Origin of the sequence: Tardiphaga sp. vice304 (assembly GCF_007018905.1) — a bacterium.
GTDB lineage: Bacteria > Pseudomonadota > Alphaproteobacteria > Rhizobiales > Xanthobacteraceae > Tardiphaga.
Map to the genome: position 1 here is coordinate 5,112,103 of NZ_CP041402.1, position 12,568 is coordinate 5,124,670.

Annotated in this window: 12 protein-coding genes; 6 read left to right on the forward strand and 6 right to left on the reverse strand. The window is 65.6% G+C overall.

Going from position 1 to position 12,568, the window contains the following annotated elements:
- The first annotated feature begins 117 nt into the window (after positions 1–117).
- Positions 118–969, forward strand: coding sequence for a uracil-DNA glycosylase (locus tag FNL56_RS24430; RefSeq protein WP_143576355.1), 852 nt, complete (start codon positions 118–120; stop codon positions 967–969).
- Positions 970–1,059: 90 nt separating this feature from the next.
- On the opposite strand, the gene FNL56_RS24435 is transcribed toward FNL56_RS24430, so the two are convergent.
- The 3 genes from FNL56_RS24435 to FNL56_RS24445 all read right to left on the reverse strand — a co-directional run bounded on the left by FNL56_RS24435 (position 1,060) and on the right by FNL56_RS24445 (position 5,128).
- Positions 1,060–2,565: a glycosyltransferase family 39 protein gene (locus FNL56_RS24435; RefSeq protein WP_143582422.1), complete on the reverse strand. Its 1,506-nt coding sequence runs from the start codon at positions 2,563–2,565 to the stop codon at positions 1,060–1,062.
- 78 nt (positions 2,566–2,643) lie between these two features.
- Entirely contained in the window at positions 2,644–3,366 is a 723-nt protein-coding gene (locus FNL56_RS24440) for a ribonuclease HII (RefSeq protein ID WP_143575429.1), read from the reverse strand.
- A 133-nt stretch (positions 3,367–3,499) separates the two neighbouring features.
- Positions 3,500–5,128, reverse strand: a complete 1,629-nt coding sequence (locus FNL56_RS24445; RefSeq protein WP_143578351.1) for a fatty-acid--CoA ligase — start codon at positions 5,126–5,128, stop codon at positions 3,500–3,502.
- Positions 5,129–5,274: 146 nt separating this feature from the next.
- Here FNL56_RS24445 and FNL56_RS24450 point away from each other — a divergent pair, with 146 nt between their 5' ends.
- Positions 5,275–6,270: an extensin-like domain-containing protein gene (locus tag FNL56_RS24450; RefSeq protein ID WP_246661474.1), complete on the forward strand. Its 996-nt coding sequence runs from the start codon at positions 5,275–5,277 to the stop codon at positions 6,268–6,270.
- Between the two features lie 354 nt (positions 6,271–6,624).
- Here the strand turns inward: FNL56_RS24450 and FNL56_RS24455 are convergent, their stop codons facing one another.
- Entirely contained in the window at positions 6,625–7,308 is a 684-nt protein-coding gene (locus tag FNL56_RS24455; RefSeq protein WP_143575432.1) for a L,D-transpeptidase, read from the reverse strand.
- 383 nt (positions 7,309–7,691) lie between these two features.
- Between FNL56_RS24455 and FNL56_RS24460 the strand changes: the two genes are divergently transcribed.
- Together FNL56_RS24460 and FNL56_RS24465 are read left to right on the forward strand one after the other, a co-directional pair.
- The gene (locus tag FNL56_RS24460) at positions 7,692–8,672 is read left to right on the forward strand and encodes a magnesium transporter CorA family protein (protein ID WP_143576356.1); all 981 of its coding nucleotides are present in this window, start codon (positions 7,692–7,694) and stop codon (positions 8,670–8,672) included.
- Positions 8,673–8,930: 258 nt separating this feature from the next.
- Positions 8,931–9,140 carry a hypothetical protein gene (locus FNL56_RS24465; protein WP_143575433.1) on the forward strand — a complete coding sequence of 70 codons (210 nt, stop codon included), beginning with the start codon at positions 8,931–8,933 and terminating at the stop codon, positions 9,138–9,140.
- 153 nt (positions 9,141–9,293) lie between these two features.
- On the opposite strand, the gene FNL56_RS24470 is transcribed toward FNL56_RS24465, so the two are convergent.
- Together FNL56_RS24470 and pdxH are read right to left on the reverse strand one after the other, a co-directional pair.
- A complete protein-coding gene (locus FNL56_RS24470; RefSeq protein WP_143576357.1) occupies positions 9,294–10,046 on the reverse strand; it encodes an SDR family NAD(P)-dependent oxidoreductase in 753 nt (250 codons plus the stop codon).
- A 35-nt stretch (positions 10,047–10,081) separates the two neighbouring features.
- On the reverse strand, positions 10,082–10,747 hold the full coding sequence (pdxH, locus tag FNL56_RS24475; RefSeq protein ID WP_143575434.1) for a pyridoxamine 5'-phosphate oxidase: 666 nt from the start codon (positions 10,745–10,747) through the stop codon (positions 10,082–10,084).
- Positions 10,748–10,882: 135 nt separating this feature from the next.
- On the opposite strand from pdxH, the gene FNL56_RS24480 reads away from it, so the two are divergent.
- Both FNL56_RS24480 and FNL56_RS24485 read left to right on the forward strand, forming a co-directional pair.
- Positions 10,883–11,278 carry an RT0821/Lpp0805 family surface protein gene (locus FNL56_RS24480; protein WP_143575435.1) on the forward strand — a complete coding sequence of 132 codons (396 nt, stop codon included), beginning with the start codon at positions 10,883–10,885 and terminating at the stop codon, positions 11,276–11,278.
- Between the two features lie 148 nt (positions 11,279–11,426).
- Positions 11,427–12,374 carry a DnaJ C-terminal domain-containing protein gene (locus FNL56_RS24485; protein ID WP_143575436.1) on the forward strand — a complete coding sequence of 316 codons (948 nt, stop codon included), beginning with the start codon at positions 11,427–11,429 and terminating at the stop codon, positions 12,372–12,374.
- The last annotated feature ends 194 nt before the right edge of the window (positions 12,375–12,568 follow it).

Consider the following 12,568-nt stretch of genomic DNA (forward strand, 5'->3'; position numbering starts at 1 on the left):
GTTCAGAACGCTTCTAAGGGCTCTTGTTTACGATTTTGAGCCCGAGAACAACAGCCGAAATACCCCGCGGGCGTTTCGCCGCCGCGCAATATGTCCTAGATTGCGGCCATGCCCCATTTGACGCATGACCCCGCGCCCAGCCTCGCGCAATTGCTGGCCTTTTATCTGGAGGCCGGGGTCGATTGCGCCCTGATGGACGAGCCGGTCAACCGGCTGGCGGATATCGACACAGCCCCGGCGCGGCCCGCGGCCGATCCCGCGGCGGGCGACGCGCCGAAACGGCCGACGCTGGCCTCGATGCAGCCCGGCGTGCCGGCACGGCCAGTGATGCCGGCCAAAATCGAGATCGCGCCGGAAGTGGCGATCGCGGCAGCCCGCGACGCCGCGCGCACCGCGCCGACGCTTGCAGCCCTGCGCGGCCTGATGGAGACCTTCGAGGGCTGCGCGCTGAAATCCACAGCAACGCAACTGGTATTCGCCGACGGCAATCCACAGGCGCGGATCATGTTCGTCGGCGAGGCGCCGGGCCGCGACGAGGATATCGAGGGCCTGCCCTTCGTCGGCCAGGCCGGCAAGCTGCTCGACAAGATGCTGGCCGCGATCGGACTCGACCGGAGTGGTGTCTATATTTCCAACGTGATCGCGTGGCGGCCGCCCGGCAACCGGACCCCGACGCTGCAGGAAACCCAGATCTGCGTACCGTTCATCCAGCGCCATATCGAACTGGTCGATCCCGACATCCTAGTCACGCTCGGCAATCCCGCGACCCAGACGCTGCTGCAGACCAAGGACGGCATCATGAAGAGCCGCGGCCGCTGGGTCGATTACGACACCGGGACGCGGAAAATCCGCGCCATCGCCAGCTTCCATCCGGAATATTTGCTGCGCTCGCCGGGCTACAAGCGCATGGCCTGGGTCGATCTGCGCGCGATCGCCAGCGCTCTGGCGGCGCTGCCGCCGCGTCCGTAGCCCGGATTAAGTCGGCGGGCGCGCAGCGCACGACGACGCAATCCGGGAACTATCGATCGTAGATAGGCCGGCCCCGGATTGTCATCCGGGCTACGGGCGTGGCCGCACGATCGCCCAGCCGATGCGCAGCGGCGGATTGCGGCCGTTGACGAGACGGTCGAAGCCGCGCGGCACTTCCGGCACCAGATTGGGAAAACGGAAGGCGATGTCCGCCGGCGGCGCGCCCGACGTGTCCGCCGCGCGCCACACCACCACGCCGCCGGTCTGCGCGAACATCTCCGGCGAAATCCACGGAGTCCGCGCGGCCGAAGCATCGAACAGAACGTGCGGGCGCGAGGCCCCCATTCCGATCAGCGCTGCCAGTTGCGGATCGCCCGCCACCGCCTGCAATTTATTGCCGGTGCGGCGCTCGAAACTGTCGCTGAAGAAGCGCGCGATGTCGCGTGCCGGCAAAGCCGTTGCCTGCTCGGCGGCGCCGCTCCACGGTAAAATGAACGCCGCGCCCAGCGCCGCCAGCGCCGGGCCCGCAATTGCCAAGGCCCAGACCTTGCGCAGCATGCGCTGCCGCCGCAGCGTGACGAGATCGCCGGTGGCGATCACCACCGCAAGCCCGCACACCAGCAACGCGATGCCCGCGCCGCCCAGCGGGCGACCTTGGCCGTAGAGCGCCGCATACAGGCTGCCCAGCAGTCCCGGCGCCAGCGCGAAGAAATAGACATACTTGCGCGCCAGCGGATCCACCGGCGGCCGAAAAATGATCGGCGCATCCTCGGGCTGCGCCGCGAGAGCGCGCGAGTTCAGCACGCTCAGGACGATCAAGGCCGCCGCCGCTGCGACCAGCCAGAACAGCAGCGCGCCCCAATTCTGCGCGGTGCCTGCGATATTCGATAGATCCGGCCGCGCCGGCAGCACCACGGCGCCGGCACGGATCACCCAGATCGCATAAGGCAGCGCGATCACGGCGATCACCAGCAGCGCGTAGATCGGATCGAGGGATTTGAGGTGTTGCCGGCCGCGCGACGTCGCCAGCGCAAAGCCGAGCGGCAGCAACAGCAGCCACGGCGCCGTCGTCGTGGTGAGCAGCAACAACCCGGCCACGATCGACAGGGCAAACCAGGCGTTGCGGCGGCCCTCGCCGATCACCAGCCAGCCGTGCAGCAGCAGCATCGCCCATAGCGGTTGCGCCAGGACCACGGGTCCGAATTCGACGCCGGGCGAACTGAACGCTGTCACGGTCATGGTCAGCAGCACCGCAATCACCGCCTGCGGGCCACCGACGATGGTGCGGCCGAGATAGAACAGCGCGCGGAAGGTGGCGATGAAGCAGAGCTGCGAAAGCACGTAGACGCCGAAGATATGGCCGCCGGCGGCGCGGAAGGCGAGGTCGGCCAGCCAGAACGCCAGCGGCGGGCCGAGATCGGTGCCGACCTGGTATTCCCGGCCATAGGCCAGCACGGTCGCTAGCTCGCCGGGCGGGCCGCTGTACAGCAGCAGCGGCACCATCAGCCACAACATCGCCTGGCACAGTACGGCGACCCAGAAGATCAGCCGTGGCCGGGCGCGGATCAGTTCAACGATCAGGGAGGTGAAACGCATCAATCGCCAGGCCGGCCCGCGGAAATACTATCCTCGTGTGATACGGCGCATGTGCAGAGGAGGCAACAGAGGGGCCGTTCAGGCGGGGATCGGAAGCACCATCCGCGCGTCGGCGAACAAATCGGCCTCGGCCACGAGACCGTCGCGCCTGATCCGCGCGGCGACCACCGGGGCATAGAGGCTGCGGTGGTGGATGCTGGGCCCGAGATCGTTGAGCGCGGCGAGGTGCTGCGGCACCGCATAGCCCTTGTGGATCTCGAAGCCGTACCCCGGGCAGTGCTCGGCCAGCCGGCACATCAAACGGTCGCGGGATACCTTGGCGATGATCGAGGCGGCGGCGATCGACAGGACCAGACCGTCGCCGCCGATCACCGCCTGACATTCCGCCGTGGTATCGATCCGGTCACGGCCATCGACGAACACATGCTTGGGCGCTTCCGGCAGCGCATGCACCGCGCGCGCCAGCGCCCACAGCGACGCGCGCAGGATATTGTCGCGGTCGATCCGCGCCGGCGAGGCATAGGCCACGGCAAAGGACGAGGTCGCGCAGATTTCCTCGAACAGTTCATCGCGGCGCGCCGCGGTCAGCCGCTTGGAATCGTCGAGGCCTTTGGGGATGCGCTTGGGATCGAGGATCACGGCCGCGGCGACCACCGGCCCGGCCAGCGGCCCCCTGCCCGCCTCGTCGCAGCCCGCGACCGGCCATATGCCCTGCTTCAGCAACGCGCATTCCCGCTTGAAGCTCGGCGCAGCCACCGCTTTGCGCGGCTTGGGGGCGTCCTGTTTCGGGGGGCGAATCATGCCGGGATCGTGCGCAAGCCAGCGCCGCGAATCAACACGGAACTCGGGCGAGATTGAAGAGTCGAAGCCGCACCTCTTTTTCCCCTCTCCCGCCAACGCCGCTGCGCCGGGGGAGAGGGGAAGATGCAGAGCATCACGCCGCCGCGGTCGGCAGATTGTAGGTCTTGAACTGGTCGCGCAAAGCGGTTTTCAGGATCTTGCCGGTGGCGGTGTGCGGGATGCCCTCGACGAACACGACGTCGTCCGGCATCCAGAATTTGGCGATCTTGCCGTCCATATAGCTGAGTATCTCTTCCCGCGTCGCCTTCTGGTCAGGCTTGAGCTGCACGATCAGGAGCGGCCGTTCATCCCACTTCGGATGATAGACGCCGATCACCGCCGCTTCGGCCACCTTGGGATGGCCGACGGCGAGGTTTTCCAGGTCGATCGACGAGATCCATTCGCCGCCGGACTTGATGACATCCTTGGAACGGTCGGTGATCCGCATGTAGCCATACGCGTCGATCGTGGCGACATCGCCGGTGTCGAAATAGCCCTCCTCGTCGAGGATGTTCGTCTCGACGCGGTAATAGGCCCGCGACACTGCGGGGCCGCGCACCTTGAGCCGGCCAAACGTCTTGCCGTCCCATGGCAGCGACTTGCCGTCGTCGTTGGTGATCTTCATCTCGACGCCGAACGGCGGATAGCCCTGGCTTTGCAGGATATCGAGCCGCTCCTCGCCTTCGAGCTGGTCGAATGGCGGCTTCAGCGCGGCGAGCGAGCCGATCGGGCTCATCTCGGTCATGCCCCAGGCGTGGCGCGCGCCGATGCCCATGTCGATGAAGGCCTTGATCATCGAGCGCGGCATCGCCGAGCCGCCGCACACCACCATGCGCAGATCCGGCAGTTTCAGGTTGTTGGCGCTCATGTGGTTGAGCAGCATCAGCCATACGGTCGGCACGCCGGCGGTGTGCGTGACCTTCTCGGTGGCCAGCAATTCGTAGATCGAGGCGCCGTCCATCTTGGCGCCGGGCAGCACCAGCTTGGTACCCATCGACGGCGCGGAGAACGCAATACCCCACGAGTTGGCGTGGAACAGCGGCACCACCGGCAGCATGGTATCGGCGGCATTGGCGCCGAGCGAATCGCCGGTATTGGCCATCAGCGCGTGCAACACGTTGGAGCGGTGCGAATACAGCACGCCCTTCGGATCGCCCGTGGTGCCCGACGTGTAACACATCGCGGCTGCGGTATTTTCGTCGAACTCCTTCCACTTGAAGTCGCCGTCGGCTTCCGCGATCCAGTCCTCATAGACGACGGCGTTCTTCAGCGTCGTCTGCGGCATGTGCGCGCTGTCGGCATAGATGATGTAGCGCTCCACGCTGGGGAGCTGATCGGCAAGCTTTTCCAGCAATGGTACGAACGTCAGATCGGTCATCACGACGCGATCCTGCGCGTGATTGATGATCCAGGCGATCTGGTCGGGGAACAGGCGCGGATTGACGGTGTGGCAGATGGCGCCGATGCCCATTATGCCGTACCACGTCTCCAGATGCCGCCACGTATTCCAAGCAATCGTCGCGACCCGGTCGCCCATCTTGATGCCGTCGCGATCGAGCCGCTGCGCGACCTTCAGCGCGCGGGCGCGGATCTCGGCGTAGTTGGTGCGATGGATCGGGCCCTCGACCGAGCGCGTCACCACTTCGCGTTCGCCGTGAACCTGCGCGGCATGATCGATGATCCGGGTACAAAGAAGCGGCCAGTCCTGCATCAATCCGCGCATATAAACGTTCCTCCCGGGATGTGGTCTGCCGGGCGGTTTTTGCCCGGCTTGTTATTCAAGGTCTTGGCATGAAGTTTAGCGCGGGGAAAGCGGTCCGGAAATGGGCCTTTTGGCGGTGGGGCCGCGGCCAAAGCGGGGCCGCAGCGATGCTCGCCGTGCTGCTGCTCGCCGCAACGCCGGCCCAGGCCTATTTGACCGCCGGCCGCGTGCCGCTGCCGATGCCGCGCCCGGCCGAGGCGCCTGAGGTCGAACAGCCGACGCCGGCCGACGCCGACAAACCCGCCGAGCCGGAAAAGCCGGCCGCCGAACAGCGCCCGGCCGGGCCGCCGCCACCCTCGGCCTGCCGGCTGGCACTGACGGACGCGATCGCGATTGCGCCGAGCGTGCCCGACATCAAGGGGCCGGGCGCCTGCGGCGGGCCGGACCTGGTGCACCTCGAGGCCGTGATCCTGGCGGACAAGACCCGCGTGCCGCTGAAGCCCGGCGGCACCATGCGCTGCGCGATGGCCACCGCGGTGGCCGACTGGATCCGCACCGACATGGCGCCGCTGGCGGCGTCGCTCGGCACCCGTCTCGTCGAACTCGATAATTTTGATTCATTCGACTGCCGCGGCCGCAACCGCGTGGCGGGCGCCAAGCTGTCCGAGCATGGCCGCGCCAACGCGCTCGACATCCGCGGCCTCAAGTTCGGCAACGGGCAGAGCCTCGCACTGACCGAGCGCGACACGCCGCGCGCGTCGCGCGAGCAGGTGTTGCGGTCGATGTGCACGCGGTTCTCGACGGTGCTGGGCCCGGGCTCCGACGGCTACCACGAGGACCACATCCACATCGACCTCGCCGAACGCCGCGGCAATTACAAGCTGTGCCAATGGGACGTCTGGGACCCGCTGCCGCCGATCGCGCCGTTGCTGCCGGCGGAGCGCCCGGCCGACGCGCCGCCGCGCGAAAGCGCGGAGCCGGTAGCGCAAACGCCGCCGCAACCCACACCAGCCGAACAGCCCGCCGCCGCCGCAGCCGTTGAGCCCGAGGTCGAGGTCGAGCAGGAGGCCGGCGAGCCGAGGCCTGCGCCGGTGAAGCGAAAGGCCAAGGCGAAGCCGCGCAAACGCCGCGCCGAACATCCGCCGTTTCCGATTTTCAGGTAGCACATGTCAGCAATACGCGCCGGCTTCTTTCCCTCCCCCTTTCGGGGTCTGGCGGACGAATTCGTCCGCCATGGGTGGCGCGTTTGAGAGCCAACGGGTCCGGCTTCGCCGGCCCGATGATAAACTCAGCGAACAAACGTGACGGGTTGGAGTGCCATAAGCGCCATCGCCTGTGGCGCCCCCACCCCAGCCTCCTCTTCGGCAATGCTGACGCATTGCCTTCGTTCGGCCGACCCTCCCCGCAAGGGGGAGGGAGACCACTGCCGTCTTCGTGAACAATGAAGAGAGCTACCCTCAACAAAAAAGCGCCGGCAGAACCGGCGCTTTTGCCGATCTATGAAGCGGGAACCGCGTTCAGTAAGCGCCGCCGCCGCCCTGCAAAGCGAGCTTGGAATTGACCGGCGAGTCGCCATGCTTCGGCTCGAGCACGACCACGACCGCACCGGGCTTGACGCGGCTGTAGAGGTCGATGACGTCCTCATTGGTCATGCGGATACAGCCCGAGGAAATCGAGGCGCCGATATATTCCGGCTGGTTGGTGCCGTGGATCCGGAACAGGGTGTCCTTGTTGCCCTGGTACAGATACAGAGCACGGGCGCCGAGCGGGTTATCGACGCCACCGGGCACCTGGGCCGGCAGACCCTCGATACGGGCGTGGATGTCCTTAGTCGGCGTCCACTTCGGCCATTCGGCCATGTTGCCGACCCGGGCGACGCCGGAGAACGCCAGGGCTTCCTCGCCGACGGTGACACCATAGCGGATAGCCTTGCCGCCGTCCTGAACGTAGTAAAGGTAGTGATTGTCGGAATCGACCACGATCGAGCCCGGCGCTTCCTTGCGGTGATAGCTGACGAGCGCGCGGCGGAAGGGCTCGGCGACCGGGGTGTTGACGTAGCGTGCCTTTGCCAGCTGCGCCTTGTCATTCGGCTTCAAATTGGCTTCCGGGGCGGCCTGAAACGTGGTGCCAGTCTGCATGCAGCCCGACAGCATCAGGCCGGCAGCGAGAACAAGTCCGAGCTTCATCTTCATCGACGACATTTGCGAGCGTTCCAATACAGGGTGGCGCCAACGATGCGCCATGACGGCTAATAAATCCTTCCAGATGAGTAGCTTTGAAAATCGCAATCTTCCAGAACTTCCCTCATGCGGCGCACAAGCTGTCGGGAAGTGTGTCCGATTTGTCGCAATTTTGCCGGCTAGCGGTGGCGTTTCGCGCAGGCTTTGCCGCCTTGTCGCGGCGCCCTGATCCGGACGACGGCCGCGTTCACGCTCGCGTGAGTTGAAACCGCCGGATCGGGGGGTTGGCGCGCCCGTGGAAGGCTGTCATGACCGCCCCCATGATCTTCGGTTATGCGGGCTGGATCTGCGATTCGCCCGGCCTGCAATCGTTCACCTTGCGTCGCCATTGTTCCGGAGTTGCCATGCTCGCTGTGTTCACGCCCCAAGAGACGACCCTGAAGCGCTCTGAGCCGACCGATCTGACGGCGCTGCCGGCCGACACGGTGTGGATCGACCTGCTCAATCCGTCGCCGGGCGAGGACCATGCGGTGGAGCGATTGTTCGGCATCGCGGTGCCGACGCGGGAGGAGATGCAGGAGATCGAGATTTCCAGCCGGCTCTATATCGAGAACGGCGCGCGTTACATGACGGCGTCGCTGATGTGCGCGGCCGACACCGATTCACCGCGCATCACGCCCGTCACCTTTATCCTGTCCGGGCATCGGCTCGTCACGGTGCGCTATGATGCGCCAAAACCGTTCTCGCTGGTGGAAAACAAGCTGTCGCGCGGCACGCCGCCCAGCGCCAATGGCGAGACCGTGCTGCTGGAACTCCTCGACGCCGTGATCGATCGCTGCGCCGACATTCTGGAGCGCGCCGGCGCCGACGTCGATCAGGTCAGCCACGATATTTTCGAGCCCGACGAATCGATGCGGACCGGCCATGCCAAGCGCTATTCGGAGATCCTGATCGCGATCGGCCGCAAGGGCGACCTGACCTCGAAGGTCCGGGAAAGCCTGGTTTCGATCGGCCGCGTCGTCACCTTCGTCACAGCGGAGGCCGACGGCGTGAAATGGTCGAAGGACATGCGCGCGCAGCTCAAGACCATGCTGCGCGACGTCGCGTCCCTGACCGATCACGCCTCGTATCTGTCGAACAAGATCACCTTCGTGCTCGACGCCATGCTGGGCGTGGTCAATCTCGAGCAGAACAACATCATCAAGCTGTTCTCGGTGATGGCCGTGGTGTTGATGCCGCCGACGCTGATCGCTTCGGTCTACGGCATGAATTTCCGCTTGATGCCGGAGCTGCAGTGGGAACACGGCTACCCGATGGCGCTGCTCATGATGCTGGTCGCCGCGGCGCTTCCCTACATGTTCTTCAAATGGAAGAAGTGGCTGTAGCCCGTAGCCCGGATGACAATCCGGGGCCGGCCTTTCACCATGACGTTCAGCCCCGGATTTCGACGCCGTGCTCTCCGCGCGCAGCGACTTCATCCGGGCTACAGATTGTCCAGCTCCGCGTCAGTTAACGAACCACTCACACCGCTTTCGCAGCCGCGTGACCCGCGCCACAATTCTAACGGTAAAATTTGAGTGGTTGGCTGAACGGTTGAGCGAAGGGTTGCTGTCATAACACAGGCTCAAGTGATGAGGACTGCAATGACTGACCCAGTGACTTCTCCCAACGTCGTCAATTTCCTTTCCTACCAGCAGGCGCGTCAGAATGCTGCCGGCAAGGCGCATCCGATCTCGGCACGGTGCTGCCGGCATTGCGGCGCGTCGCTGATGGACGGCGAATCGGACGACGATTGCTCCAGCCTCGGCATCAGCGATGCCGCGCCAGCACCGCGGCGGATTTTCGCGGAGTAGATTCATGGTGTCATTCCGGGGCGCGGACGGCGACAGCCGAGCGCGAACCCCGAATCCCGGAACGTTCATCGTTCCATGTCGAGATTCCCCGCCACTCCAAGTGGAGTGGCTGAGGTTCGTTCGCGCTGGCGCGCTCTCGCCCCGGAATGACGATCAGACGTGCTGGCCGCCGTTGATGTGGATCTCGGCGCCGTTCACGTAGGAACTCGTCTCCGTGCACAGCACGTAAATGATCTTCGCCACCTCATCGGGCGTGCCCAGCCGATTGAGCGGGATCTGCTCGGCGACGATCTTGTCGGTTCCCGGCGACAGGATCGAGGTGTCGATCTCGCCCGGCGCAATGGCGTTGACGCGAACGCCGAGGCGGCCGAAGTCCGAGGCCATCTCCCGCGTCAGCGACGCCAGCGCCGCCTTCGACGTCGCATAGGCCGCCCCGGCAAACGGATGCACGCGCGAGCCGGCGATCGAGGTGACGTTGACCACCGAGCCCTTCGCCGCCTTCAACTCCTCGATCAGCCCGCGCGCCATCATGATCGGCGCAAAGAAATTGACCCGGAACACATGGCTCCAGGTCTCGACGTCGGTGTCGATCGAGCCGAGCCGGCTGCCACCCTCGCCCTTCGGCGAGATCGCGGCGTTATTGACCAGCGCATGCAACTGACCGCCTTCGAGCCGTTCCTTGATCTCCGCGATCGCGCGCGTGGTGTCGGCATGGTCAGCGAGATCGACCTGGATGTGGTCCTCGGGGCCGGCGTCCCACGGGCAGACTTCGGGAAACGGGTGCCGCGAGCAGGTCAGCACGCGCCAGCCGGCGCTGGAAAAGCGCATCACGGTGGCATGGCCGATGCCGCGGCTGGCCCCGGTCAGGAGCAGCGTACGCTTCGGCGCGTTTGAACCTGTGGGCATCATGCTGCTGGCCGGTCTCGTCGAATTTTGCAGGTTCACGGGTAGAGCCTCACCTTGCTCCAGGAGTTTTGCGCAGCGCCGGACGACGCGTCGGTCGTGTCACGGCGGAATTCGATGCGGTCGTGCAGCCGGAACGGCCGGTCGTGCCAGAATTCGATGCGCTGGGGGGTGATCCGCCAGCCGGTCCAGCCTGCCGGCCGCGGCACGGCGCCGATCAGATGCTTGGCGGCTTCCCTGGCGATGGCCTGCTCGAAGGCAAAGCGGCTCTCCAGTGGCTGCGACTGCTTGCTGGCCAAGGCGCCGATCTGCGACTGCCTGGGGCGGGACGCGAAATATTCGTCGGCCTCGGCCTCGGTGACCGGCGTTACCGGACCACGCACCCGGACCTGACGGCGCAGCGACTTCCAGTGAAACAGCAATGCCGCCTTCGGATTGGCGGCGAGCTCCTGGCCCTTCTGGCTGGCGATGTGGCTGTAGAACACGAAGCCGTCGGCATCAAAGCCCTTCATCAGCACCATGCGGACGTCGGGAAGCCCGTCGGCATCGACCGTTGCCAGCGCCATGGCGTTGGGATCGTTGGGCTCGGCGGCCTGCGCTTCGGCAAACCAGTCGGCAAACAACGCAAAAGGCTCATCGGCCGCCGTAAAATCACCGGACGTTAACGGAGTCGGGTGTTGGATAGGGTTGATCGTGTCGGTCATGTCCGGAGTTCCGTCTTGCGTTGGCCTGAGGCTTCGAGCTTGCTGCGGTTCCTGCGTAGGCCAGTCCTATATAGGACACGTATTGGCATTGGCCTATCGGCTATCTGCCCGCCCGTGGCGGCGATTGCAGCTATTATGATCGGTGCCGGCGTCGGCGGCTGCAGTATCGGCCGCAACGAGGGCGCTTTTGCCAGAATGGAAGGCAGCGACGTGACCGGCTCGATCACGCCTTTGGTGCCGGCCGCAGGCCCCGAGCCGACCGAGGCCGACCTGGTGTTCGCCCGCACCGCCGCCTCCGACGTCCTGACCAAGGGCGACAAGGATTCCAGCCAGCCGTGGGAGAACCCTTCGACCGGCGCGCGCGGCTCGGTGACGCCGCTGGCCAATGCCTACAGCGAAGACGGTCGAACCTGCCGGGCGTTCCTGGCCAGCTATGTCAACGGCCGCTCGGAAACCTGGATGCAGGGCGCCGCCTGCAAGGACGGCGCGCGCTGGGATGTCCACTCGCTGAAGCCGTGGCGGCGCGGCTGACGACCGTCGCGACCAGCGGTTGCGATGACCGGTCGTCTTGGCGGATTTGTCACATCGCAGTTGCAAAAAAGACACCAAGGCCCCAAATGAGAGATCAAGCGGGCCGTTTGCCCGCATTTCGTAGTTTTGCCTGAAGGAGTGACGACGGATGCGCGACCCCTATGAGGTCTTGGGGGTGCAGCGGGGCGCCAGCGCTGCGGCGATCAAGAGCGCCTACCGCAAGCTCGCCAAGAAACATCATCCAGACAATAACCAGAAGGATCCGACGGCCGCCGAACGCTTCTCCGAAGTCAACTCGGCCAACGAGATCATCGGTGACGAAGACAAGCGCAAGCAGTTCGACCGCGGCGAGATCGACGCCGAGGGCAAGCCGAAATTCCAGGGCTTCCCGGGCGGCGGGCGCGCTTCGGCGCAGCCCGGATTCGAACATGCCTTCCGCGGCGGTCCCGGCGCGCAGCAGGGCTTTGGCGGCGGCGGTTTCGAGGATATTCTCAACAGCATGTTTGCCGGCTCCGGGCGCGGCCGCGGCGGGCCGCAAGGCGCCGGCTTCGATGAGCGCATGATGCCGGTGGATCTCGACGTCGCTGTCGCCATGACGGTGTCGCTGGAGGAGTCCGTGAAGGGCGCCGAGAAGCGCGTCCGGCTGCCGACCGGCAAGGAATTGAACGTCAAGATTCCGGCCGGCGTTTCCGCCGGCCAGCAGATCCGGCTGAAGGGCCAGGGCGAAACCGCCCCCGGCCATCGGCCCGGCGACCTGATGATCACGGTCAGCATTGCACCGCATGCCTTCTTCAAGATCGACGGCAGCGATCTGCGCGTCGAACTGCCGATCACGCTGTACGAGGCGGTGCTCGGCGCCAAGGTGCGGGCCCCGACGCTGTCGGGGGCGGTCGAGCTGTCGATTCCGAAGAACACGTCGAGCGGCCGCATTTTCCGCCTCAAGGGCAAGGGCCTGCCGAAGGTCGGTGGCACAAGTGGCGACCTGTATTTCATCACCCGCATCATGCTGCCCGACGGCAACGACGCCGAACTGGAAGCGCTGATGGAAAAATGGCGCGACGGAAACACCTACAATCCGCGCAGCGATCTGGGGTAATGCGTAGCCCGGATGACAATCCGGGGCCGGCCTATCCACAACAGCCATTCCCGGATTACGTCGTCGCGCGCTTCCCGCGCGCCGACTTCATCCGGGCTACCGACCGACGCTCCGTCAAGAGGTCGGCATCAATCGATGCATTGCCTTTCAGGCGAGGGGAGCCGCGAACTCACGAACTCCCCTCCACCCGATGG